Annotated in this window: 19 protein-coding genes and 1 tRNA gene; 10 read left to right on the top strand and 10 right to left on the bottom strand. The window is 64.6% G+C overall.

Annotated elements, in window-relative coordinates; genetic code table 11:
* Positions 1-66: 66 nt before the first annotated feature.
* From Q6D67_RS09000 to Q6D67_RS08990, 3 genes are all read right to left on the bottom strand, one after another.
* A complete protein-coding gene (locus tag Q6D67_RS09000) occupies positions 67-987 on the bottom strand; it encodes a hypothetical protein (RefSeq protein WP_304705267.1) in 921 nt (306 codons plus the stop codon).
* A gap of 413 nt (positions 988-1,400) precedes the next feature.
* Positions 1,401-2,381, bottom strand: coding sequence for a site-specific integrase (locus Q6D67_RS08995; protein ID WP_304705266.1), 981 nt, complete (start codon positions 2,379-2,381; stop codon positions 1,401-1,403).
* 96 nt (positions 2,382-2,477) lie between these two features.
* A tRNA-Arg gene (locus Q6D67_RS08990) sits at positions 2,478-2,554 on the bottom strand.
* A 174-nt stretch (positions 2,555-2,728) separates the two neighbouring features.
* Between Q6D67_RS08990 and Q6D67_RS08985 the strand changes: the two genes are divergently transcribed.
* Together Q6D67_RS08985 and Q6D67_RS08980 are read left to right on the top strand one after the other, a co-directional pair.
* Positions 2,729-3,307: a protein disulfide oxidoreductase gene (locus tag Q6D67_RS08985; protein WP_304705265.1), complete on the top strand. Its 579-nt coding sequence runs from the start codon at positions 2,729-2,731 to the stop codon at positions 3,305-3,307.
* Positions 3,304-4,035 (top strand): DsbA family protein, encoded by a 732-nt coding sequence (locus tag Q6D67_RS08980; RefSeq protein ID WP_304705264.1) that lies wholly within the window; start codon positions 3,304-3,306, stop codon positions 4,033-4,035. Before Q6D67_RS08985 ends, Q6D67_RS08980 begins: the two co-directional genes overlap by 4 nt.
* 15 nt (positions 4,036-4,050) lie before the next feature.
* On the opposite strand, the gene Q6D67_RS08975 is transcribed toward Q6D67_RS08980, so the two are convergent.
* Positions 4,051-4,650 carry a DUF4136 domain-containing protein gene (locus Q6D67_RS08975; protein ID WP_304705263.1) on the bottom strand — a complete coding sequence of 200 codons (600 nt, stop codon included), beginning with the start codon at positions 4,648-4,650 and terminating at the stop codon, positions 4,051-4,053.
* A gap of 125 nt (positions 4,651-4,775) precedes the next feature.
* A complete protein-coding gene (locus tag Q6D67_RS08970) occupies positions 4,776-5,816 on the bottom strand; it encodes a DUF3080 family protein (RefSeq protein ID WP_304705262.1) in 1,041 nt (346 codons plus the stop codon).
* Positions 5,817-5,944: 128 nt separating this feature from the next.
* Between Q6D67_RS08970 and Q6D67_RS08965 the strand changes: the two genes are divergently transcribed.
* From Q6D67_RS08965 to Q6D67_RS08945, 5 genes are read left to right on the top strand one after another with little or no spacing between them, the layout of a single operon-like run.
* Complete coding sequence (locus Q6D67_RS08965; RefSeq protein ID WP_304705261.1) at positions 5,945-6,700, top strand: outer membrane lipoprotein-sorting protein; 756 nt, start codon at positions 5,945-5,947, stop codon at positions 6,698-6,700.
* A complete protein-coding gene (locus Q6D67_RS08960) occupies positions 6,697-7,923 on the top strand; it encodes an FtsX-like permease family protein (RefSeq protein WP_304705260.1) in 1,227 nt (408 codons plus the stop codon). Before Q6D67_RS08965 ends, Q6D67_RS08960 begins: the two co-directional genes overlap by 4 nt.
* Positions 7,923-9,155, top strand: a complete 1,233-nt coding sequence (locus Q6D67_RS08955) for an ABC transporter permease (RefSeq protein ID WP_304705259.1) — start codon at positions 7,923-7,925, stop codon at positions 9,153-9,155. The genes Q6D67_RS08960 and Q6D67_RS08955 overlap by 1 nt, the downstream gene beginning before the upstream one ends.
* Before the next feature lie 33 nt (positions 9,156-9,188).
* Positions 9,189-9,938 (top strand): ABC transporter ATP-binding protein, encoded by a 750-nt coding sequence (locus Q6D67_RS08950; RefSeq protein WP_304705258.1) that lies wholly within the window; start codon positions 9,189-9,191, stop codon positions 9,936-9,938.
* A 4-nt stretch (positions 9,939-9,942) separates the two neighbouring features.
* A complete protein-coding gene (locus Q6D67_RS08945; RefSeq protein ID WP_304705257.1) occupies positions 9,943-11,151 on the top strand; it encodes a hypothetical protein in 1,209 nt (402 codons plus the stop codon).
* Between the two features lies 1 nt (position 11,152).
* Here the strand turns inward: Q6D67_RS08945 and Q6D67_RS08940 are convergent, their stop codons facing one another.
* On the bottom strand, positions 11,153-11,779 hold the full coding sequence (locus Q6D67_RS08940; protein ID WP_304705256.1) for a glutathione S-transferase family protein: 627 nt from the start codon (positions 11,777-11,779) through the stop codon (positions 11,153-11,155).
* Between the two features lie 136 nt (positions 11,780-11,915).
* On the opposite strand from Q6D67_RS08940, the gene Q6D67_RS08935 reads away from it, so the two are divergent.
* The 3 genes from Q6D67_RS08935 to Q6D67_RS08925 all read left to right on the top strand — a co-directional run bounded on the left by Q6D67_RS08935 (position 11,916) and on the right by Q6D67_RS08925 (position 16,701).
* On the top strand, positions 11,916-12,344 hold the full coding sequence (locus Q6D67_RS08935) for a cytochrome c5 family protein (protein WP_304705255.1): 429 nt from the start codon (positions 11,916-11,918) through the stop codon (positions 12,342-12,344).
* A 90-nt stretch (positions 12,345-12,434) separates the two neighbouring features.
* Positions 12,435-13,568, top strand: coding sequence for an efflux RND transporter periplasmic adaptor subunit (locus Q6D67_RS08930; RefSeq protein ID WP_304705254.1), 1,134 nt, complete (start codon positions 12,435-12,437; stop codon positions 13,566-13,568).
* A 4-nt stretch (positions 13,569-13,572) separates the two neighbouring features.
* Positions 13,573-16,701: an efflux RND transporter permease subunit gene (locus Q6D67_RS08925; protein ID WP_304705253.1), complete on the top strand. Its 3,129-nt coding sequence runs from the start codon at positions 13,573-13,575 to the stop codon at positions 16,699-16,701.
* A gap of 51 nt (positions 16,702-16,752) precedes the next feature.
* On the opposite strand, the gene rep is transcribed toward Q6D67_RS08925, so the two are convergent.
* The 4 genes from rep to Q6D67_RS08905 are packed head-to-tail and all read right to left on the bottom strand — an operon-like array spanning position 16,753 to position 23,872.
* Positions 16,753-18,750 (bottom strand): DNA helicase Rep, encoded by a 1,998-nt coding sequence (gene rep, locus Q6D67_RS08920; protein WP_304705252.1) that lies wholly within the window; start codon positions 18,748-18,750, stop codon positions 16,753-16,755.
* Positions 18,751-18,801: 51 nt separating this feature from the next.
* The gene (locus tag Q6D67_RS08915; protein WP_304705251.1) at positions 18,802-21,894 is read right to left on the bottom strand and encodes an efflux RND transporter permease subunit; all 3,093 of its coding nucleotides are present in this window, start codon (positions 21,892-21,894) and stop codon (positions 18,802-18,804) included.
* On the bottom strand, positions 21,891-23,258 hold the full coding sequence (locus tag Q6D67_RS08910; protein ID WP_304705250.1) for an efflux RND transporter periplasmic adaptor subunit: 1,368 nt from the start codon (positions 23,256-23,258) through the stop codon (positions 21,891-21,893). Before Q6D67_RS08910 ends, Q6D67_RS08915 begins: the two co-directional genes overlap by 4 nt.
* Complete coding sequence (locus tag Q6D67_RS08905) at positions 23,255-23,872, bottom strand: TetR/AcrR family transcriptional regulator (protein WP_304705249.1); 618 nt, start codon at positions 23,870-23,872, stop codon at positions 23,255-23,257. The genes Q6D67_RS08910 and Q6D67_RS08905 overlap by 4 nt, the downstream gene beginning before the upstream one ends.
* Positions 23,873-23,917: the final 45 nt, after the last annotated feature.

The following is a 23,917-nucleotide window of genomic DNA, read 5'->3' as shown; positions in this document are numbered from 1 at the left end:
ATGATGTTGGACGCATTGACATCCGGAATGTAATCCGACCCCGAGCGGGGTCGGAATGGTAGTGGCTCAGAACGTGAAGCCCAGGTCAATTAGGTCACGTTTGAAGCCAGACAGACGCTTCACTCTGTCGCGTCGGTTGGCTTCATCGTAGCGGACAGCGTCGATGAGCTGTTCCAGAGCAACGGCCGTAGATGGGCTTCCTTCGGCGAGTTTGAGAACGCGCGCTGCTCGTACCCTTTGGTCTATGTCGGCTAAAGTAAGCCTGCTGCGGCGTGAGTTGGCTCTATCCGTCATCTGTTTTCGAACACGCTTCATTGTGTTGTTGGCTTGCCGGAATTTTTCGCGCATTGCTTTGGTGCGTAGTGACTTCACGCATAGCTGCGGTATGTGACTCAGCTCCAGCAAGTTCTCGGCTATATGCTCGGAGGTCCATTTCATTCTTGCTAACTCGCTTGCGCCATCAAAGTAAAACTCACCGGATGCATCCTCATCAATGTAAAAGACGTGGCCGCCATCTCCGATCTGAAGTTCGCCCCAGACATTGCCGCAAGTGCCGCTTGGCACGCCGAGTTCAATGAGTAGGTTGTGCGAGCAATAGAGCCAGTGAAGGTCGATTACCTTGCAGTCATTGCTTGCGAGTCGTTGCCACTTGTTTAGGCCCTTGGCAGGTAGAGCAGGCTGAAAATTGCGGAATGCTGGTGGTGGTGCTCCTGCCAGATTGAATTTTAGCTGCATGTGGCAGTAGGCCACTCTGCGCTTTTCGCAAGAGTATATTTCTTCCAGAGGGAAGTTTGTTCGTCGCTCGCATGCCCGGTACCAAGGCATGACGTCTTCAAGACTCAGAACGGGTTCCGAAGGGTGTTCCCGTATGGGGAACTCGTACCTGCCCCCGGCTTCCACTTCGTCAGCGAAGTCCGAATCTGTCAAATATCTTCCGCCAGTCACTCGGCGGGTCGCGAAATCACTATAGTGTTTGTCAGCGATCATTGTGTTGCTCCTGTCTTCAGTTGGGTTGGCAGCTGGGACAGAAGGGTCACGGGGCGAAAGACTACGACGGGAATGCCTCCGGTCTCTGTGTGCTTGGAGTAACCAAGTCAGAGTACGGTGACAAATTTTTAGTCGTAGTAGTATTTGAGGTGTGGACCCTTCAGAAGACAGGGACCAGCGATCAGTAAAGTAGATGTGTCGTCATCATTCGCTGGCGGGATCACTCCTCGCCCAGCTGTTGGGATGCTAGCTCAGTTGCAAGAGGTTCGTCAATCGGCAACTTTAGTGTGACTATTGGCTAAGCCCATCTATAAGGATATTGCCAAAAAAATTTGGCACAATATGAAGCGGTGGGGGTGGATGCATGCCAAATCCTTCTAAGCATGACCCACGCAAGGGGAAAGCGGTCTAACTCAACGCTGATTCAGGCTGTCGATACGCTCGCTCAGATGCTTCTTGCTGATGTGGGTATAGCGCTCCAGCATTCTGTAGTCACGGTGTCCAGAGATACTGGCGACTTCCGGAATACTCAAGCCCATCTCAAAAAATCGAGTGATTGATTCGTGCCGCACGTCGTGTAGGTGCAAGTCCTCGATGCCAGCGCGTTGGCAGGCGCGTCTGAATGCTTGGCTGAGACTGTTAGGCTCCATCGGAAACAGCAGATCGTCACCATTTTGGGGGACCATTTGTATAACATTCATCGCCCTTTCAGTCATTGGTATGTATCGCGGGGTATCTGTTTTCGTACGGGGTATGTAGATTGTTCTCTCTGTGAGGTTCACATTCTCCCATTTGGCGCTGACGATCTCGCCCCTACGCATTCCGGTTGCAAGCGCGAACTCGATAGCTCGGGTTGCAAGGGTGCTGGTAGTGTTCTCGATAATCTGTTGGATTTCATGGTCGGTCACTCGCCGATTCCGGCCATTGGCGACTTTGGGGAGCCTCACACTGGGGATGCCGCAGGGGAGACTAATGTTCCATTCCATTTGAGCAATGCGCAGCACACGCAGCACAAGCGCCACCTCGCGCTTTACCGATGCTGGGGATACCTGTACCAGTCTTTCATCCCGATACGCTGTAAGCGCGTGAGGTTGGACCTCAGAGAGTTTCAGCTGGCCCAGACGTTCCCGTAGCAGTTTGAGCCGGTAGCCCTCAGACACACGTCCTTGGAGCTTGGGTAAGTGCTCGACGCGATAGCGATCCAACAGATCAGATAGGGGCAGGTGCGCATGGCTGTGGTTGGGCAGGTACAGGTCGCGTTCGATCTGAGCTTCCAGCTGGCGACTCCACTTAACGCAGTCTGATTTGGTACTGAAGGTCTTGCTGATCGGAGCGTGCCCACTCCGACGAATCATTGCTTGCCAGCGGCCTGAGCGTTTACGAATGGTAGCCATGTGTCGTGCCTCTGTGACAAGGCTGTGACAAACATGGACTTTGGGACTTCGGAGGTCTTGAGTGCCAGGCTAACTGGCTGAATCCGAAGGTTTTAATGGCCCGCCCGAGAGGATTCGAACCTCTGACCTCTGCCTCCGGAGGGCAGCGCTCTATCCAGCTGAGCTACGGGCGGTTTGGACGTTTCGCGGACGACAGCACAGCCGCGAAGGGGACGCGATAGTAGCAGAGCTGCCCGCTTCGCTCAATAGATTCGCGTTGCATGAAACTTAAGGGCTCTTTGCTACTCAGAGAGAACTCAAGTTATTCGCGCTGGCCTTCCGGGGTCGCGGCTACACGAGACAAAATCATGACTTCTTCCCCAGCGCCGCGGCGCTCGCTGCCCGGCTGGGTGACGGCTTTGCTCTGGCTGGTCGCGCTGGTCGCGGTGCCGCTGCTGATCGACCAGTGGCGGCATCGCGACGCGCCCGACACGCTGCCGCCTCAGGTTCTGCTCGAGCTCGACGGGACCCGGCTGGATCTCCAGCAGATGAGCCGGGACCAGCCGGTGCTGGTGTATTTCTGGGCCACCTGGTGCCCGATCTGCCGGCTGGTCTCTCCGTCGGTGGATGCGCTGCGGGATACCCATCCCGTGGTCTCCATTGCGATGAGTTCCGGCACGCCGGAGCAGGTGGCAGACTATGCCGCCGAGCACGAACTCGGCTTTCGCATCGTCAATGACCCGGACGGGCATATCAGCCGCGCCTGGGGTGTGGGGGTGACCCCGACGCTCGCCGTGGTACATCGCGGTGAGATACGCTCCATGACCAGTGGCGTGACTACACCCCCGGGTATTTCCCTGCGTCTCTGGATGTCCGGCCTGCTCGGCGCGGCCTCGCCAGAGATCGAACCTTCACCTACCTTACCTGAACAGGAGAAACCTGAATGAAACAACTGACTGTAGTCTTCGCTTTATGCCTCGCACTGGCGGGCCCGGCCTGGTCGCAGGGGCTTCCCGCCGGGCAAAATCAGCAGCAGATGCTGGATGGCATCAGTGCCATGCTGAAGGAGAACCCGGACCTGATTCCCGACCTGTACGCTTCCCTGCAACAGTTCCTGGTCCAGGAGCAAGCCCGCAAGGAAGCCATGGCAACTCATCACTCCTGGTTGTTCGAGGAGGCGGTACACCCGCGCCTGGGCCCGGCGCAGGCCGACCAGGTCATGGTGGTATTCAATGATTACAACTGTCCCTATTGCAAGAAGCTGGAGCCGGTGTTGCAGCAACTGCATAGCGCATACCCCGATCTGGCAATCGTGCATGTCTATGTCCCCCTGCGTCAGCCCGGGGTTGCCGGTCTGCAGACAGGGTCGGCTCAGCTGGCCCTGGGGGTGTGGCGTGAGGACCGCGAGGCCTTTGCCGAGGTGCATGCCGGGCTGATGGGCCACCGGAGCATGCATGACCGCGCCTCCCTGACCGCGGTTGCAAAGGCTTCTGGCACGGAAGCCCTGTTGCAGCAGGATGCCGCTGCGAACCAGGTGGTGGAAAAGAATATGGCGGTGTTCCAGACTCTGGGGCTGGGGGGCACGCCGGCGATGCTGATCGGTGACCAGATCGTGCCGGGCTATGTGCCCTTTGAGCAGTTAAACGCTATTGTCGCCGACCAGTTCGGCGGCTGAGTCGGCTGTTGGTTGTCAGGGGCCGGGCGGGAAAGCTGCGAAAATCGCCTCGGCGGCCTCGTTGTACTGCGCCTGGTCCTGCATCTGCTTGCCGCTCAAGCGGGACTGAACCACGCCGCGCCAGACCGAGCGCTCCAGCCTGGGGTCGATCATGTCGACGATGAAGGTACCCTCGGTGTAGTTGCGTGACGTCACCTCGGTGCGCGGGCCACAGCTCCAGCAGTTGTACATGCTGTAGCGGTTGTAGCCGTGATACCAGCCCAGGCCAAAACCCGTGTCGTGGCTCTGGACGTCAGTCTTGAACTGGGTGACCAGGTGCCAGCTGACCAGCATGTCGGCGGCGGCCGGGTCGGCCACCAGGGTAAAGCCCTTCTGCCCGAGCGCGTAGCGGATGCCGGTGTTGATGCGGTCTTTCTGCATGTCGCTGAGCTGCAGGGGGTTGTCCCCCTTGACGGTGCCCGACTCCTCGAAGAACGCAATAGTGCGCACCTGGCTGAAGTCGTGATCCGCCTTGTAGTCCACGTCGGGCTTCGGCGGGCCACTGGCACAGGCGCTCAACAGGAGAGCGGCGGCGGCAATGAGGGTTATCCGGGCAGTGCGCAATGGGTGTTTCACAATGTTTTTCTCCAGTAGGTGGGCAGCGGTCGGCGCCGGTGCCGCTACCTGCTCAGACCTGCCCTGTGGAAACAAGTTTCCACTCCCAGTGTAGCGTGATTGCGCCCGGGTGTGATGGCGGGGCCTCAGTCCTGCTCGCAGGGTGCCAGCACCGCCTGCAATTCCTCCACGTGGCGCCGGGGGGCCCCGGCCCACTGCTGCAACCGGTTGTCGCGTCGGCCCTGCCAGCGGGTATAGATGCCAGGCAGGTCGGAGTGGAGCCCGGACTCCAGCGCCGCCACCAGCGGCAGCAGTTCATGCTGGCGCCGCCCCAGGGCCGCTGACCAGGGCTGTACCTCGCCGACAAAGAACTTGCCGATGACGTTGCGCAGGGTAGTGGCAGCCGCAGGGCGGATCGGGCCGCTGCAGAGCGGGCCGCGCTGGCGTCGCGCCCGCAGCAGGGCATTGCCCGCTTCCAGCCAGCCCGCCTGCAGTGCCAGCGCCTTGAGCAGGGCGCCGCCGTCGGCCTTTGCCACCTCGCTCAGCTGAATTTCGAACTCCATATTGTTTGCGGCATAGTCTCCCGCCAACCAGCGGCGGGCGCTGGCGTTGATCCCGGCCAGCGCGGTCAGGGGCACGCTGCTGGTCTGCGCGGGGTAGCTGCCCAGCCGCTGCGGCGGTTGCCAGAGCTTGCGGTATTCCGGCCCGCCCAGGGTCGCATTGAAAATCAGGGCCGGGAGCTGTTGCTGCTTCAGGGTGTGGGCGTCCTGCAGCAGCTCTGCCAAATGGATGCGTTCCGTGGCGCGCATGTGGTCGATACAGGCCGGGGCCAGGCGCAGGAATTCCAGTTCCAGCAGCAGGCGCTGGGAGGGGCTGGCCAGCAGCCCGAGGCTGGAGTTGCGCTTGCCGATGGTAATCTGCACCTCACAGCCGCTGAGGGCGAGGAAGTCCAGAGTGCCGAGGTTGCTGCGCTCGAGGTCCAGCCGCAGCTCACCGCGGGGAGGCATACGCGGCAGGTCCGGCAGCTCCACGGCCGGGGCGGGCTGGTCCAGGGTGCGCTCCAGCCGCTCCAGATAGCGGGCCAGCGCCGCATCCGGCTGCTGGCCACCGCAGCTTGCCAGCAGCAGGCACAGGGTGAGTGGCAGTGCCCGCGCGAGCCGTGGGCCGGGTTGGGTGGGGCTGTTCATGCGGCCATGTTATAACGCAAATTCCGGCCCGTCGCTGCGATCCAATGCGGCCGCCGTATGGCGCTCCCGGTATGACCAAAAGCGCCGCAGACGCTATGATGGCTGCTCGCCCGGCGCAGGAGGTTCCCATGTCCCGCACTCGCAGTTTGCTCGCCACACTGTTTTGCCTGCTGGCCATTGCCGCGCCCGCATGCGCGCTGGATGCGGCTACCATTGTGCGCCAGGCCATGGACCACTACCGGGGCCAGAGCTCGCGCGCCGACATGACCATGATCATCCATCGGCCGGACTGGGAGCGCAGCATGCGCATGCAGGCCTGGACCGCCGGTGACGAGAAAACCCTGGTGCGGGTCACGGAGCCGCGCAAGGACGCAGGCAACGCCACCCTCTCCGTGGATAGCAACATGTGGACCTTCAGCCCCAGTATCAACCGCGTCATCAAGGTGCCCTCCTCGATGATGGGGCAGAACTGGATGGGCAGTGATTTCTCCAACAAGGATGTGAGCAAGAGTGCGGACATTGTCAGCCAGTACGACCACACCCTGCTGGCGACAGAGGAACACGAAGGGCATCAGGTCTGGGTGGTCGAGTCGGTGCCCCACGAGGAGGCGGCGGTGGTCTGGGGCAAGGAGGTCCTGCGCATCCGCGACGACTGGGTATTGCTGGAGCAGCAGTTCTGGAGCCAGGACGGCGAGCTGGTGAAAACCCTTGCCGCCCTGGCGATCGAGGAGATGGCGGGGCGGCCGGTGGCCACAGTCATGCGGATGGCCAAAACAGACGCGCCCGAGGAGTACACCGAGTTGCGCACTCACGCGGTGGAATTCGACCTCGAGCTGGCGGATAGCCTGTTCACCCTTTCCAGCCTGCGCAATCCGCGTCAGTGAATATTACCTGGCGCCTCGCCTGGCGCAATCTGTGGCGGCACTGGCGGCGCACCTGGCTGACAGTGGGGGCCATGGTGTTCTGCAATATGCTGCTGATCTTCCTGATTTCGGTTCAGCTCGGCTCCTACCAGATGATGATCGACAACAGTCTGGGTGCATTCACCGGACACCTGCAGTTGCAGCACGAGGGCTTTGACGAGGAGCAGCGCATCCGCCAGAGCATGCCGGCGGTCGCGGAGCGCGCGCGGCAGGTGCAGGAGCTGCTCGGCGCGGAGGCGGTGGCTGCCCGCGGCATTGCCTACGCCCTGGCCTCCAGCGAGGAGCGTTCTTTCGGCATCCAGGTCACCGGGGTCGAGCCCGAGCGGGAGCCCCGGGTGTCGACCCTGCCGGGCCTGCTGCGGGAGGGCCGCTACCTGTCCGGCGCCGACGGCGAGATCGTGGTCGGCGCCCTGCTGGCGCGCAACCTGCGGGTGGCGCCCGGGGACGAGATCACCATTCTCGGCAGCGGCCGCGACGGCTCCTTTGCCGCCGCCATTGCCACCGTGGTGGGCATTGTCGATTCGGGAATTCCGGACCTGGACCGGGCCCTGGCCCAGGTGTCCCTGCCCTGGTTCCAGACGGTCTTCAGCATGGGCGATCACGGTCACAGCGTGGTGGTGCGGCTGCCAAACCTGGAGCAGGTGCCGCTGGCGGTAACGACCCTGCAGGCACTGCGGGCTGAACACCCGGAGCTGGTGGTGCTGGACTGGGACCAGTTGCAGCCTGGCCTGCGGCAGGCCATCCGCTCGGACATGGCCAGTGCCTGGGTGATGTACGGGGTGCTGATCCTGCTGGTGGCCTTCAGCGTGCTCAACACCCAGTTGATGTCGGTGCTGGAGCGCACCCGCGAATTCGGGGTCATGCTCGCACTGGGCGTCAGCCCCGGCCGGCTGGCGCGGTTGGTGGGGCTGGAAACCGCCCTGCTGGCCGCCCTGGGGCTGGGCCTTGGGGTGCTGCTGGGAGCGCTGCTGGCGCTCTACCTGCAGCAGGCCGGTTTCACTTTCCCCGGCATGGAGGAGATGAATGCCCGCTTCAACCTGCCCGAGCGGATTTACCCGCCGGTGACGCTGGCGTCGCTGTTGTGGGGGCCCCTCACCGTGTTTCTGGGCGCCCTGCTGGCGGCGGTCTATCCCGCGCTGCGCCTGTTCGGGTTGCAACCGGTTGCCGCGATGAGGGCCACCTGATGCACTGGCCCCTGGGTTCATTGCTGACCCTGGCCTGGCGCAACCTGTGGCGCAACTACCGCCGCACCCTGATCATGCTGCTGGCGATTGCCCTGGGCGTCTGGGCGATGATTGTGATGAGCGCCCTGATGCGCGGCATGACCGACCAGATGGTGCGCAACGGTCTCGCCACCCTGCCCGGGGAGGCGCAAATTCACCACCCCGAGTTCCTGCTCGACCCCAGCGTGGTCAACCACATGCCGATGCCGGCAGGCCGCCTGCTGGAGCAGCTCAACAGCGCTCCGATTACGGCCTGGGCCGCGCGCCTGCGCGTGCCCGCTGTGCTGGCCAGTGAATATGCCAGCCGCGGGGTCACTCTGCTGGGGGTGGACCCGGCACAGGAAGACGCTCTGGGGAGCCTGCCGGAGACCCTGCTCGAGGGCCGCATGCTGGCTGGCGCCGATGACCGCGGCATCCTGCTGGGGGCGGGCCTCGCTGCGCGGCTGGAAACCGGCCTCGGCAAGCGCATCGTGCTGATGACCCAGGACACGGCGAACAACGTCGCCGATCGCGGGGTCCGGATAGTGGGTATCTATCGGGCGCGCCTGCAGGGTGATGAGGAGCGCTTTGCCTATGTCGGCCGCGGCGCCCTGCAGGAGTTGTTGGGGCTGGAGCAGCGGGTCACGGAAATTGCGGTGTCCGCTTCGGACTACACCGCGGTGGACGCCTGGCTGCCGGCGCTACAGGCCGCTGCCTCCCCGGAGCTGGAAGTGCTGGGCTGGACCGAGCTGCACACTTTCCTCGGCTCCATGCTCGCGGTACAGGAGGGTTTCGTGCTGGTGTTCATGGTGGTGGTATTTCTGGTGCTGTCCTTCGGCCTGATCAACACCCTGGTGATGGCGGTGTTCGAGCGCACCCGGGAGCTGGGCCTGATGCAGGCCCTGGGCATGCGCCCGGCGCTGATCCTGCTGCAGGTGCTGCTGGAAAGCCTGTTGCTGCTCGCGCTGGGTTTGCTGGCGGGTAACAGCCTGGCCCTGGCGACCCTGCTGCCGCTGCGCGATGGGGTTGATATCTCGGCGGTGGCGGAGGGCATGGAGATGATGGAAATGGGCACGACCCTGTACCCCCTGCTTGCCCTTGACGACATGCTGATGTCGACGGCGGTGGTACTGACCCTGGGTCTGCTGGCGAGCCTGCTGCCCGCCTGGCGCGCCTCCCGGCTGGACCCGGTGCGGGCCCTGGCGAGGCACTGATTTTGCGAATTTGCAGAGAGGAGTGAGCCAACCGTGAGTGCAATTGTCTGCCAGGACCTGTGCAAGACCTTCGAGCAGGGCGAGCAGCGGATCATCGGCCTCGACCGGGTGTCGCTGAGCATCGAGGCGGGGGAGCTGCTGTGCCTGTCGGGGCCCTCCGGCTCCGGCAAGACCACCCTGCTCAACGCAATGGGTGGGCTCGATACCCCGGACAGCGGCAGTATCACCCTGGGCGGGCGCCGCATTGACCAGCTCTCCCGCGGCGCCCTGGCTGACCTGCGCCTGCGGGAAATCGGCTTTGTGTTCCAGGCCTACAACCTGATCCCGGTGCTGTCGGCGCGGGAGAACGTGGAATTCGTGATGCAGGTCCAGGGCCTGGCGCCCGCCTTGCGGCGCGAGCGCGCCGCGGGGGTGCTGACGGAAGTGGGCCTGGCCGGGCTGGAGGAGCGGCGCCCGGCGGAAATGTCCGGTGGCCAGCAGCAGCGGGTCGCGGTGGCACGGGCCATTGCCAGTGAGCCGCAACTCGTTTTGGCGGACGAGCCCACCGCCAACCTCGACAGCCAGAGCGCCACCCAGTTGATGGACCTGTTCCAGGCCCTGAACCGCAACCGCAACGTGACCTTCGTGCTCGCGACCCACGATCCCCGGGTGATGGCCTACGCCCGGCGCCTGGTCCGGATGGAGGACGGCCGCGTCATTGACGATGTCGCGCAGCAGCCCTCGGGGCGGCCATCCGTGGGGCGGCCATCCGTGGGGCGGCCATCCGTGGGCAGCGAGGGCTAAGCTGGTGCGGCCATGGTTGCGTTGCCTGTTGCTGGCCACCCTGCTGCCGGTGCTGTGCGCCCGGGCCGAGATCCCGGGCTTTGTCGGCGGCCATGCCAAGCTACAGGGCACAGCCATGGAGGGCAGTGACCTCGACCGCGGCGCCGAACTGCGCCTGCGCTGGCAACAGCGCGCCGGGGGCTGGGAAGCGGCTGCGGACTACCAGCTGCTGACCCGCCACCGGGAAGCGTCGGCGCTGCCTCTGGCCGGCGGCGCGGGGCAGTCAGCGCTCCCCGACGACGGCCGCCGCTGGTGGGATCTTAGCCATGAGATCGACCGCAGTGAAGACTCACTCACCCTGCAGCGTCTGGATCGCCTGCATATCGGCTATAGCAGTGAACGCGTAGTGTTGCGGCTGGGGCGGCAGGCAGTGAGCTGGGGCAACGGCCTGCTGTTCAATCCGGTCGACGTGTTCAATCCCTTTGATCCCACCGCCATCGACACTGAATACAAGACCGGTGACGACATGCTCTACGGCCAGTACCTGCTGTCCTCGGGCAGTGACTTCCAACTGGTGCAGGTGCAGCGCCGGGACGAGCAGGGGCGGGTGACCAGCGCGGCCAGTTCAACCGCGCTCAAGTTTCACGGTTTCGGTCTCGAGCGGGAATACGACCTGATGCTGGCGCAGCATTTCGACGAGCTGCTGTTCGCCTTGGGTGCCAGCACCAACCTGGGGGACGCGGTGCTGCGCGGGGATGTACTGTTTGCGGACAGCGCGCAGGGCTGGGTGAGCAGCGCGGTGGTGAACGCTGCCTGGTCCTGGGCGTGGGGTGGGCGCAATATGAGCGGGGTGCTGGAATACTTCTTCAACGGCCACGGCCTGCGCGAGGCGGAATACAGCTTTGCTGCCCTGACGCGGGAAGAGGCCCTGCGGGCGCGCTTGCAGCGCGGCGAGCTGTTCACTCTCGGCCGCCATTACCTGGCCGCATCCCTGTTGGTGGAAATGACCCCGCTGCTGCAGTTGACCCCCACCCTGTTCGCCAACCTGGGGGATGGCTCGGCCCTGGCCCAGCTGTCCCTGCGCTGGGATATACGCCAGGACTGGCAGTTGCTGGGGGCACTGAACCTGCCGCTGGGGCCCGCCGGCACTGAATACGGTGGTATCCGGGCGGGGGAGGATAAGGATCTCGCTACCGGCCCCGCCCTGTTCGCCCAGCTCGCCTGGTATTTTTGAGTTATTCCCCCGGCAGGGCAGCCCGCGCTCGCGGCAGCCAGGCGTGAACATGGCTGCACTCCTCCGGCACCGCGCCTTTCACCCAGCCGGCGAAGTCGACGCAGACCAGCAGGTCGATGTCGGCCATGGAAAAGTGTTCGCCGGCAATAAAGGGGCTCTTGGCCAGGGCGCGGTCCACCATGCGCCAGGCCGCTTCCATGCGCTGCCGGCCGCGCTCCACCAGAGCCGGTATCTGCTCTACACCCACCGGGCCAGGCAGGGCGCGGCCGGCAAAGGCGGGATTGCCGTTGCGGAATACTTCGGCAATGGCGAGCAGCAGGCTGTTGAACAGGCGGTGATTCCAGCTGATCACCTGGGCCTTCTCCAGCGGAGTACTGCCCAGCAGCGGTTTTTCGGGGTACATGGCTTCCAGATAGACGCAGGCGCCGATGACCTCGGTCAGTACGGTGCCGTCATCCAGCACCAGGGCCGGCACGGTACACAGGGGGTTGAGCTTGCGGAAGGTCTCGCCGAACTGTTCCTGCTTCAGCATGTCGATCTGTACCGTCTCGACCTTGATACCCTTGTAGTCCAGGAACAGCTGCAGGCGGCGGGGATTGGGGGCGGGGTCGTAGGTGTACAGTATCATTGAGTTGCTCCGTGGCAGGTGACGTAAGCCCTATGGTAAGGGCAAATCCAGGGGCGCGGCCAGCGCGGATGAGGGCGAGTTTTACCCCGGGCCAGAACTGGCTATAATGCGCGGCCAAATTGTAGAGGATACAGCTGTGATCAGCCGAATTGTATTGAGTGTAGCGGCCCTGTGCGTTGCCATGGCGGCGGGCGCCATCGACCTTACTGACAAGCAGCGGGCCGCAGTCGAGGCGCGCATCAAGCCGGTGGGCGAGGTTTGCCTGCACGGGGACGCCAGCTGTGGCGGCGCGGCAGCGGCGGGCGCTGCAGTGGCGGCCCGAAACGGTGAAGAGGTGTACAACGCAGCCTGCATGGCCTGCCACATGACCGGGGCCGGCGGCGCACCGGTGGTGGGAGACGTCGTGGCCTGGGCCGAGCGCATCGCCAAGGGCATGGATGTGCTGCATGAAAGCGGGGTCAAGGGTGTTGCCGGCACCGGTATGATGGCCAAGGGCGGCTGCATGAACTGCTCGGATGAGGAAGTCATAGCCGCGGTGGACTACATGGTGGAAGAAAGCCAGTAAGCACCAGCAAGGATTAAAAGGCCGCCCTGCGCACGCACGGCGGCCTTTTTTGTGACTATGATGGTGACTATAGATGAGGGGACGTCATCCATGAGAGCGGTCACACTTTGCCTGGGGGTGCTGGCAACGGCGCTGTTGTTGTTCGCCTGTACGGAGGAGCCAGCGCCGCAGCCCGTGGTGGGCGTCGTCGTGGACAGCGTGCGCCTGGAGCCCTATCAGCCCAGGTCCGTGTATGTCGGACGCCTGGTGGCCAAGGATGACGTTACTATCCGGGCCATGGTCAGCGGCTACCTGTTGTCGCGGGAGTTCAGAGAGGGGGAACAGGTCGCGGCCGGGGATGTGCTCTATCGCATCGACCCTTCGGAATACGCGGCGGCTCTGGCCAAGGCCCGGGCGGAACTGGCGGCGGCGACCGCCAACCAGGCGAACGCCGAGCGCAACTACAAGCGCGGCCAGGAGCTGCTGCCCCGGGGGGCGATCTCGCAGGTGGAAATGGACAACCTCACCGCCCAGAAGCTGGATGCGGATGCCCACATCGAGGCGGCCCGGGCCCAGGTCACCAGCGCCGAGGTCAATCTGGGCTTCACCATCATCAAGGCGCCGATTGCCGGGCGCATCGGTCGCAGCCAGGTCAGCCCCGGCGATCTGGTGGGCCCCAACAGCGGCGACCTCACCAGCCTGGTCAGCGTGGACCCTATCGAAGCGCTGTTCCAGGTGTCCGAGGCCACCTATATCGCGCAGATCACCCAGCGTGTTACCGCCAACCCCAGCGTCGCCGACCTGAAGGGGGTGGAGGTGACGCTGGAGCTGGCCAACGGTGTGGTCTACCCGGAAGTGGGCCAGATCGACTATTTTGGCAACCGGATCGACGCCGCTACCGGCACCATGGAAGCCCGCGCGAGAATCCCCAATCCCTACGGCCTGCTGGTGCCGGGCCAGTATGTGCGGGTGACCTTGCAGGACACCGAGCTACTGGAGGGCCTGTTCCTGCCGCTGGCGGCAGTGCAGGCGGATCAGCAGGGTACATTCGTGCTCGTGGTGGGCACCGAAAGCACGGTAATCCGCCAGAATGTAGAGCTGGGCGAGCGTTTCGACGACCTGGTGCTGGTAAAGGAGGGTGTGGAGGACGGCGACCGGGTTATCGTGCGCGGCCTGCAACAGGTGCGCCCCGGCATGCCGGTAGAGGTAACCGCGACGGTAAACGCCGCCGACAACGGAGCATAGGGCGATGTTCAGTGCGTTCTTTGTTACGCGCCCCAGGTTTGCCCTGGTCATCGCCATTGTTTTCACGCTGCTGGGCTCGCTCGCTATCACCCTGCTGCCGGTGAACGAGTACCCGCCGATATCGCCACCCAATATCGTGGTGTCGGGTTTCTACCCGGGTGCGGCGGCGGAGGTGGTGGAAGCGGCGGTCGGCACGCCGATCGAAGATGCGGTCAACGGGGTCGAGGACATGATCTACATGTCCTCCAAGAGTGCCAATGACGGCAGCTACTCGCTGTCGGTCACCTTTGAAGTCGGCACCGACCCGGACATGGCGCTGGTCAGGGTGCAGAACCGGGTGAAGCTGGCGGAGCCCTCCCTGCCGGCGGAAGTCACGGCCCGTGGCCTGACGATTGTCGAGCGCGCTCCGGACATGCTCAAGATCGTCAGCTTTACCTCCCCGGACGAATCGCTTGATTACAAGTTCCTCTCCAACTACGTCAAGATCAATGTCCTGGCCGCGCTGAGCCGGGTGCCCGGAATCTCCGGCGCTAACGTAATCGGCGAGGCGGACTACGCCATGCGCCTGTGGCTGGACCCGGACAAGATGGCCAATCGCGGCCTGTCGGTCACCGATATTCACGCCGCCCTGCGGGAGCAGAATGTGCAGGTCGCCGCCGGCAAGATCGGTGGCGCGCCCTTTGACCGGCGCATGGAAACGGAATTCACCCTGCGGGTAAAGGGCCGGCTGCAGGAAGTCGCGGAGTTCGAGAATATCGTGTTGCGGGCGCGGCCCGACGGCTCGGCAATTTACCTGCGGGATGTGGCGCGCATCGAACTGGGCCAGTCCGACTACGCCTTTTTCGGTGAGATCAACGGCCGGCCGGCGGTCAATGTGGCGCTGTACCAGGCCTCGGACGCCAACGCGCTGCAGGTCGGCGCCGCGGTCAATGCGCTGCTGGCGGAGGTCTCCACCGGCTTCCCCGCGGGCATGTCCTACCAGATCAACTACGACACCACCCGCTATGTCTCCACCGCCGTATCCCAGGTGCTGGTGTCGCTGGCAATGGCGGTCGCACTGGTGATCCTGATTACCTACATTTTCCTCGGCAGCCTGCGCGCCACCCTGGTGCCGGCGGTGACCATTCCGGTGTCGCTGGTGTCAGCCCTGGCGGTCCTGTTCCTGCTGGACATGTCCATCAATACCATGACCCTGTTTGCGCTGATCCTGGCGATCGGCATCGTGGTGGATGATGCCATCCTGGTGATAGAAAACTGTGATCGCCACCTGCGCGAGGACCCCTCCCTGGCGCCGCGGGAAGCGGCGCTGATCACCATGCGGGAGGTGGGCGGTGCGATTATCGCCACGACTCTGGTGTTGCTGGCGGTATTCGTTCCGGTGGCGGCGCTGCCCGGTATTAGCGGCGAGATGTACCGCCAGTTTGGGGTCACCATCTGTGTGGCGGTGGTGTTCTCCTCGCTCAATGCACTCACCCTGAGCCCCGCCCTGTGCGCCCTGCTGCTGCGCCAGGGCGGGCAGCGCGATGCCGGCTGGTATCGGGCGTTCCTGGGGTTTTTTGCCCGGGTCACCGATGGCTACAGCCGCGGCGTCGCCTGGGTGCTGCGCAAGCTGGTAGTGGTCGGGCTGATTTTCCTGCTGTGGATGGGCGCCCTGGCGCTGGGCGTATTCAGTACCCCCACGGCGCTGGTGCCCGACGAGGACAAGGGCGCGGTGCTGGTCAATGTACAGTTACCGGATGCCGCCTCGCTGCTGCGTACCCGGGATGCGGTGCGCAAGGTGGCCGACATCATCCTCGCCGACCCGGCGGTGCAGAGTGTGACCGAGATCAGTGGCTTCTCCATCCTCACCGGGGCCATGGCCAGCAATGCCGGCACCCTGTTCGTGGTGCTGAAACACTGGGACGAGCGTACCGAGCCGGAACAGCTGGTGTTCAATGTGGCTCGCCGCATCAACGGCCAGGCATTTATGCAGGTGCCCGAAGCCCAGGTGGTGGCGATCGCACCGCCGGCGGTGCCGGGGATGGGCGCCGTGGGCGGGTTGGAACTCATGCTGCAGGATACCCTGGCCCGCAGCCCTGCCGAACTGGCCGCAGTGCTGAACAATTTTATTGTCGACAGCAACGAGCAGGCGGCGTTGACCGGCGTGTTCAGCAGCTTCCGGGCCAATGTGCCGCAGTACTTCATCGACGTGGACCGGGTCAAGGCCAAGAACCTCGGCGTGCCGCTGAACGAGATTTTCATGACCCTGCAGGCCCAGCTGGGTTCCATGTACATCAACGACTTCAACAAGTTCGGCCAGACCTACCAGGTCACCATGCAGGCGGATGCACCGTTCCGCGCCGATCTGGAAGGGCTGGAGCATTTCTACGTCAAAGCCAGCGGTGGCGAGATGGTGCCGCTCAGCACTCTGGTCAGCAGCCGTCTGATGCTGGGCCCCGACGCGGTGCAGCGCTACAACCTGTACCGTGCGGCGACGGTGCGCGGCAACGCCGCTCCCGGTTACAGCAGCGGAGATGCGATGGCCGCGTTCGAGGCCGCCGCCAGCCGCCTGCCGGCGGGTTACCGTATCGACTGGACCGGCGCCGCCTACCAGGAACGGCAGGCGGGCAATACCGCGGCCCTGGGGTTCGCGCTGGCGCTGGTGTTCGTCTACCTGTTTCTGGTGGCACAGTACGAGAGCTGGTCAATTCCGGTGGCAATCATCCTGGTGGTGCCGATGGCGATCGGCGGCGCCATTCTGGCGCTGCTGCTGACCGGTCAGGCGCTGAACCTCTACGCCCAGATTGGCCTGGTGCTGCTGATCGCCATGGCGGCGAAGAACGCCATCCTGATTGTGGAGTTTGCCCGCCAACTGCGGGAGGAGGGTGGTAAGGGAATACTGGAAGCGGCTGCGGACGCGGGCCGTTTGCGGTTTCGCGCGGTGAGCATGACCGCGGTGTCCTTTATTCTCGGGATCCTGCCCCTGGTGTTCGCCACCGGCGCCGGCGCTTTCGGGCAGCGCTCGCTGGGAATCACCGTGTTTGGTGGCATGCTGGCGGCGCTGCTGGTGGGCACCTTCTTCATCCCCGGCTTCTACGCCATCATCCAGACCCTGCGCGAGCGCATCAAGCGGCGCCTGGGCCTGACCCCGTAGGAGCCCGCTCCGCGGGCGATCGCGCACGGAGTCCGCTCCTACATGGAGGGTTCAAGCGAACAGTGACTTCAGGCTGCTGAGGGTTTCCGTCGCGCGCTGCTCGTTGGCCTCGGCGGTGTCGGCGTCGCCGCCCTGCCACTGCAGGTCCTCCGGCGGCAGCTCGGCGAGAAAGCGGCTGGGTTCGCAGCTGATGATCTCGCCGTACTGGCGCCGCTTCAGGGCCATGGTCATGGTCAGGGTTTCCCGGGCGCGGGTGATGCCGACATACGCCAGGCGCCGCTCCTCGGCGATGTTGTCCTCCTCGATGCTGGCGCGGTGCGGCAACAGCCTCTCTTCCATGCCGATGATGAATACATGGGGAAACTCCAGGCCCTTGGAGGCGTGCAGAGTCATCAGCTGGACACTGTCGGGGCCGGCCTTCTCCTCTTCCTGCTGCTCCAGCAGGTCGCGCAGCAGCAGGCGGCTGACTGCTTCATCCAGGCCGATCTCCTCGTCCCGCATCACCCGCTCCAGGCTGTCGACCAGGAAGGTGACATTGCCCATGCGGCGCTCGGCTACGTCTTCACTGGAGCTCAATTGCAGCAGCCAGTCGGCATAGTCGATGTCGCGGATCAGCTGGCGGATGGCGCCGATGCCGTTGCCGCCCTCGGCCTGGCGGCGCAGGCCCGACAGCCAGTGGTAGAACTCACGCAGCCGGCGCAAGCCCGCCTCGGGCAGGGCGCCGGCATCAATATGCTGCAGGGCCTGGCTCAGGCTGCAGTGCCGGCTGGTGGCATGCGCGCCCAGCGCCTCCAGGGTGGAGGGGCCGAGCTTGCGCCGGGGCACGTTGGCGATGCGCAGGAAGGCGTTGTCGTCGTTTTCGTTCACCAGCAGGCGCAGGTAGGCCATGATGTCCTTGACCTCGTTGCGGGCGAAAAACGAGGTGCCGCCGCTCAAGTGGTAGGGTACCTGCTGTTGCTGCAGGGCCAGTTCCAGCAGCCGCGACTGGTGGTTGCCCCGGTAGAGCACGGCGTAGTCGCCAAAGCGGGTGCGCTTGCGCAGTTTGTGGTCGAGGATCTCCGCCACCACCTGGTCCACTTCGTGCTGCTCGTCGGTGCAGCGCACCACCCGCAGCGGGTCGCCGGCGCCGAGTTCACTCCATAGCCGCTTGTCGAATACGTGCTCGTTGTTGGCGATGAGGGTGTTGGCGGCCTTGAGGATGCGCGAGGTGGAGCGGTAGTTCTGCTCCAGCTTGACCACCTTCAGGCCGGGGAAATCCGCCTGTAGCAGGGCCAGGTTTTCCGGCCGCGCGCCGCGCCAGGCGTAGATGGACTGGTCGTCGTCGCCCACCACGGTAAGGCCGCCGCCCAGGCCAATCAGCTGGCGCACCAGCAGGTACTGGCTGGCGTTGGTGTCCTGGTATTCGTCCACCAGCAGGTAGTGCAGGCGCTCCTGCCACTTGGTCAGGACCTCGGGCTGGTGCTCGAAGAGAATGGTGGGCAGGAGGATCAGGTCGTCGAAATCCAGCGCGTTGTAGGCCCGCAGGGCCTTGCGATAGCGCTGGTAAGCCTGGGCGAAGAGCATGTCGGCGGGGCTTTTGGCGTGGGCCAGCGCCTCCTCCGGCAACACCCGGTCATTCTTCCAGTTGGAAATACGCTGCTGGATCAGTTGGGCCTGGTCGCCCTCGGCGCCGTGTTCCTGGATCAGCAGGTCGCGGATCAGGTTGCGCGTGTCCTCGCCATCAAAGATGGAAAAGCCCGCCTTCATTGCCAGCGCCTTGCGTTCCTCGCGGATGATCTTCAGTCCCAGCTGGTGGAAGGTGCTGACCGTCAGCCCCTCGGCGGCCTTTGCGCCCAGCAGGGTGCCGACCCGCTCTTTCATCTCCCGCGCCGCCTTGTTGGTAAAGGTGACCGCGGCGATGCGACGGGACTGGATGCCGCACTGCTCCACCAGGTAGGCGATCTTGCGGGTGATGACGCTGGTCTTGCCGCTGCCGGCGCCCGCCAGCACCAGCAGGGGGCCGTCGATGTAGCGCACAGCCTCACGCTGGCGGGGGTTGAGTTGGGTCATTTGCCTGGGTTCGGGTGCCGTCAATCAGGGCGGGCAGTGTAGCAGGATTCGTTACCCTGCAGGTGGGCTGGCCCAACCCAGATCATCGAGAATGACATACAACGCCGGGAGTACCAGCAGTACCAGCACTGTGGCGCTGAGCAAACCGAACACCACGGCAATAACCAGCGGTTTGATGGCATCCGCCTGGGTGCTGGTTTCGGCCAGCAGTGGCAGCAGGCCGGCAATGGTGGTGGTGGAGGAGATCAGGATGGCGCGCAGGCGGTCGCGGCTGGCCTGGCCGGCGGCGGCAATGCTGTCGAGCCCGGCCTCCCGGTGGCTCTTGATGAAATGGATCAGCAGAATGGCATTGTTGACCACGATGCCCGCCAGGGATGCAGCGCCAATCAGCGAGGGCATGGACAGATAGTAGCCCATCAATACATGGCCCCAGATGGCACCGACAAAGGCCAGCGGAATCGACAGCATGACAATCAGCGGCTCGACGTAACTGCGGAACTGGAAGGACAGGACCACAAAAATGCCCACCAGACCGATCAACAGGCCGCGACCGATGGAGCCACCGGTTTCGGCAGAGTTGGCTACCTGTCCCTCTATGCTCACGGTGACGCCGGGGTGGCGCTGCTGGAACTCACCCAGCCACGCCTTGCGCAGGTCGTTGATAATGGTCTGTCCGGTTGCAAGGCGGGTATCGACGTTGGCTTCCACGGTCACCGTGCGCCGGCCATCAATGCGGGTGATGCGGGCCCAGTCCCTGCGCTCGGTCATGTTGGTGACCACTTCGAGCGGCACTCGGCTGCCATTGGCCAGGACGATGGTCTGGTCGCTCAGGTCGTCAAGGCTGTCGCGGTCAGCGAGGTCCTGCCTGACCAGAACTTCGACGTCCTGCTCGCCGATGCGCAGGGTGTCGGCGATTTCGCCCAGCAGTGCCGCGCGCAGCTGCGCAGCAACGTCCTCCCCGGTCAGGCCGAGGCCGTAGGCGCCTTCCGCGAGGGCAAAGGTGCGCTGGGGTTTGCCCGGGCGCAGATCGTCGATGACATTGTAGACGGCGGCATAGCTGGCCAGGCGGGCGCCGAGTTCAGTGGCCGCCCGCTTCAGGCTGTCCAGGTCCTCGCCCTGCAGGCGCAGCTCGATCGGTATGCCGGCGGGGCCAAAGCCCGGCTCCTGGATGATCAGCCGCTCGAGTCCGGCAATGCTGCCGATTTCCTCCTGCCAGGCCGCTGTGAGCTCATCCGGAGTCACATTGCGCCGCTCTGCGGTCAGCAGGTCGACCATCACCGTGGCCACATGGGCACCGGATTCACGGGCGCTGGGGTTATGGTTGAAGCGCACCTGTATGGCTTCGACGAGCGCTGCTGCCCCCGGTTGCCCGGGCGAATAGCGAGCGTCGAGTCGCGCCATGGCCGCTTCGACCTGGGCAGCGACTGCCTCGGTGCGCTGCAGGGGAGTGCCCTGGGGCATCAGGATGCGCGCTTCCAGTACATCGCCATCGATGGCGGGCATGGCTTCGCTGCCGATATGGCCGCCCGCGAGGAAGCCCGCTGAACCCAGCAGGACAGCGAGTACGCCCCCCAGCACTGGATAGCGATAGTGTATCGCCCGGTCGGCCACCTGCCCCACACGTTCCCGGAATTGCGCGAAACGCACTTCGAAGGCAGTGCGAAAGCGGGAGGCCTGTTTCTCGCGCAAGGTTGCGATACTGCCCTTGAGGTGGTGTGGCAGAATCCAGAAGGCCTCGATCAGGCTGGCGGCCAGGGCGGCTATCAAGACCACTGGCAGGACTTCCAGCACCGCGCCCATCTCCCCGGCCAGGAACGACAGCGGTGCGAATACGGCGACGGTGGTCAGGAACGAGGACAGGACGCCGGGGATCACCTGCCGCGCCCCGCTGACGACGGTATCCAGCGGCGAGCGCTGGTCGCTGGCGTGGGCCGCGATATTGTCGGTAATGACGATGGCGTCATCCATGACGATGCCGATGGCCATCAACAGCGCCACCAGGGTGATCATGTTGAGCGTCAGCCCGGTGAGCGCCATTGCCAGGAATGCACCCATGAAGGCCGCGGGCAGCCCCAGCACCGCCCACAGCGCCAGCCGGGGCCGGAAGAACAGGCTCATCACCAGAACGACCAATGCCAGCCCCATGATGCCGTTGGCCACCAGCATCTGCAGCCGATCGCGGACGATGCCGGTCATGTCCTGGGTCAGGCTCAGCCTCAGCAGGCCGTCGAAACGCGCGTGCTCCTCTGCCAACAGCACTTCCAGTGCGGCCTTCACCGACAGGGCATCAGCGCGCAGGGATTTGCTGACTTCCAGAACCAGCGCGGTTTCACCGTTGAAGCGCAGCTTGTCCTCGGGGCGTTCCCCGACCTCCCGCAGGGTGGCGATATCACCCAGTGTCAGCTCGCCACCCTCGGGCTCGGAGATCACTACCAGTGAGGCCAGCTCGCGCAGTGACCGGCGCTGCTCGGTGAAGCGCAACTGGATGTCCCGGTCGGCGGTTTCCAGGGTGCCCAGCGGCAGGTCCAGACTCTGGCGCGCGACTCTCTCCGCCAGCTGGCGGGCGGAAAGCCCGTACTGTCCCAGTACAGCGCGGCGGATTTCCACCTGCCACTGGCGTTGCGAGAGGCCGCGCAGGGTCACGTTGGCCACGCCCGGTAGCGCCATGATCCGCTCTTCCAGCTGCAGGGCATAGTCTTCCAGCTGTCGCCGCGGCAGGTCCCCGGCGATGGCCACCGCGACGACCAGGTCACTGCGGTGGAGTTCGCGTATCACCGGCGCCTCCGCGCGGTCTGGCAGTGTGTCGAGCGCGCGCACTTCGGTCTGCAGTTCATCGAGAAAGCGGAGGACATCGCCACCTGCCGTCATCGTCGCGGTGGCGCTGGCCAGATTGTCCTGGGCAACGCAGCGCAGCTCGTCGAGGAAGTCGACACCCTTTACCGCATCGTGGAGTCGCCGGCATATGGCATCCTCGACGTCGGCGGCACTGGCGCCGCGATACACAACCTCAATGGACACCTCGGTCGGGCGGTAGTCGGGGAAGGTTTCGCGCTTGAGTTGCGGTGCGGCAAACAGGCCGGCAGCGATCAACAGTACCAGCAGCAGATTGGCAGCCGTCGGGTGGCCGGCAAACCAGCGGATCACGACTGGGTCCCGCGGGCAGCGGCTGCGATACGCGTCTCCAGGGCCTCGTCCCGCTGGGGCGCGAGCAGTGTGCCGTCGATCGCCAGCGGCAGGTCATCGACCACGATACGCTCCCCCGGCGCCAGGCCCTCGCCAATCACTGCCAGGTCACCCTGTTCAAAGGCAACATCGACAGTGCGACGCCGCAGGCGGTTGTCGCTGTCGACCAGGTACAGTTCGCCCTGGTGAACAGCCGTTGCCGGTACCACCAGGCGCGGTTGTGGACTCAGCGCGGCAAGCCTGACCCGGGTGTACATGTCGCGCTGCAGTGGTGGTCGGTCGGGTGGCATGGCGTCCCGGTAGGGATGGGCCACCCGCACCACTACCCGCACCGTGCGGGTGGCGGGGTCGAGGCCGCTGGCGACGCGCACCACCCGCCCGCTCCAGCGCACTTCCGGTGCCCCGGCCAGTGCCAGCTCCGCGCTGATGGCGGAAAAGTCGACGCGCTCGCCAAGATCCAGCGCATTGTCGGGCGGGTCGGGGACGATGACACTGGCCAGCAGGCGCCGCAGCGAGGACATGGGAATGCGCGCCTCGACTTCCGCGGCCAGCAGGCTGTCAGCCTGGAACAGCTGCTGGCCCTGGGCCGCGTGCTGGTGCAGCTCAACGTGGATTTCTCCCAGGCGCAGGTCATAGGGGGCCACGAACCGGGTGTCTTCGAGGTCGCGCCGGGCCTGCTCCAGCCGGGTCTGGCTCCGGTCCCGCTGTGCCTCCAGTATCTCGCGCCGCGCCGGCAGCAGCGCCAGCGTATTCTCGAGGACGGTGACGGCCTGCCGCTGGGCCAGCGTGTTCCGGCGCTGCTCGTCCCGCCGCGAGCTGGAAACCGAACCGCTGGCGGCGAGCCGCTCAATGCGGGCCAGTTCTTCTTCGGACAGCACCAGGCGTTCCTGCTCCAGGGTCAGCAGGCGCAGGGTGTTGTCTTCCTCCCGCTCCAGTTGCCCGAACTCGGCGGCGAGACTGCCCAGTTGGCCCTGGGCTTCGGCGATCGCCAGCTGGTAGCGGCTCGGGTCCAGCGCCAGCAGCAGTGTGCCCGCGGGGAGCAGGGCACCGTTTTCCAGATCGGGATGCCGTTCGACCACCCGGCCGGCGACGTTGGCTGCCGCCCGCCAGGTCTCCGCGGGGCGCGCGATACCGTGGCCCCGCGCCTCGAGCTGGAACTCCAGGGCGGTTGCGACAATGATGTTGACGGGGGTTGCCGCGGTGGCGGCTGCATCCCGCACCGGTGGCTGGCGCAGGGCGACAAAGAGGACCAGGAGGACCAGCCCCGCCACCAGGCCAGGCAGGATGCCGGAGCGGCGTAACGCGTGTGGGAGCGGAAGCTTCATCGCGTGCTCCCCGGGTCCTTGCGGATGCCGTGCAGGTAGATGGCAAACACCCCCGCGGCCATGCCGCCAATGCGCGCCATGTCCCCCAGCATCAGTGCCTGCATGACCAGGCCCTGGACAGTGCCAATGAACTGGGTGGCGGCGGCATCGATATCGAGTCCGGGTCGCAACAGGCCGCTCTGGTTGGCCTCAGCCAATCTGTCCCGGACACACTCGCGGTAGCGCAGCAGGAGTGAGCGAACTACCCGCCTGGCCGGCGTCTGGCGGTCATGTTGCAGTTGCCCCACGAGTAACCGGGGCACCCCGGGGTGCTGGGCAATGAAATCGATATGGGCGTGGAACATCGCTTCCAGTGCCGCGATGGGGTCCCCGGCGCCGGCGGCGGCCGCTTCGAGACGAGACATCACCTGCTCTGCCGTCCAGCTGGCAACCGCTTCCCAGATCGCGTCCTTGCTGGGGAAATGTTTGAATAGCGCGCCCTGTGTGACGTGCATATGCTCGGCGATATTACCGGTGGTAATGCGGGCAGGGTCTTCCCTGGCACAGATATCGACGACTGCGGCAACAGTGCGTGCACGACGCTCGTCGGCGGAGAGATAAGTCTTGGCTGGCATTGCTGTTCTCAAGAAAAGAAGTAATTGATTACTATCTTTAGACTT

The sequence above is a fragment of the Haliea sp. E1-2-M8 genome (assembly GCF_030649675.1).
In the GTDB taxonomy this organism is placed as follows: domain Bacteria; phylum Pseudomonadota; class Gammaproteobacteria; order Pseudomonadales; family Halieaceae; genus Haliea.
This window is presented reverse-complemented; position numbering and strand designations above follow the sequence as displayed.

Coding starts and splice junctions, on each gene's coding strand:
- Q6D67_RS09000 (WP_304705267.1), bottom strand. CDS start 987: ATGATCGCTGACAAACACTATAGTGATTTCGCGACCCGCCGAGTGACT.
- Q6D67_RS08995 (WP_304705266.1), bottom strand. CDS start 2,381: ATGGCTACCATTCGTAAACGCTCAGGCCGCTGGCAAGCAATGATTCGT.
- Q6D67_RS08985 (WP_304705265.1), top strand. CDS start 2,729: ATGACTTCTTCCCCAGCGCCGCGGCGCTCGCTGCCCGGCTGGGTGACG.
- Q6D67_RS08980 (WP_304705264.1), top strand. CDS start 3,304: ATGAAACAACTGACTGTAGTCTTCGCTTTATGCCTCGCACTGGCGGGC.
- Q6D67_RS08970 (WP_304705262.1), bottom strand. CDS start 5,816: ATGAACAGCCCCACCCAACCCGGCCCACGGCTCGCGCGGGCACTGCCA.
- Q6D67_RS08965 (WP_304705261.1), top strand. CDS start 5,945: ATGTCCCGCACTCGCAGTTTGCTCGCCACACTGTTTTGCCTGCTGGCC.
- Q6D67_RS08955 (WP_304705259.1), top strand. CDS start 7,923: ATGCACTGGCCCCTGGGTTCATTGCTGACCCTGGCCTGGCGCAACCTG.
- Q6D67_RS08940 (WP_304705256.1), bottom strand. CDS start 11,779: ATGATACTGTACACCTACGACCCCGCCCCCAATCCCCGCCGCCTGCAG.
- Q6D67_RS08930 (WP_304705254.1), top strand. CDS start 12,435: ATGAGAGCGGTCACACTTTGCCTGGGGGTGCTGGCAACGGCGCTGTTG.
- Q6D67_RS08925 (WP_304705253.1), top strand. CDS start 13,573: ATGTTCAGTGCGTTCTTTGTTACGCGCCCCAGGTTTGCCCTGGTCATC.
- rep (WP_304705252.1), bottom strand. CDS start 18,750: ATGACCCAACTCAACCCCCGCCAGCGTGAGGCTGTGCGCTACATCGAC.
- Q6D67_RS08910 (WP_304705250.1), bottom strand. CDS start 23,258: ATGAAGCTTCCGCTCCCACACGCGTTACGCCGCTCCGGCATCCTGCCT.
- Q6D67_RS08905 (WP_304705249.1), bottom strand. CDS start 23,872: ATGCCAGCCAAGACTTATCTCTCCGCCGACGAGCGTCGTGCACGCACT.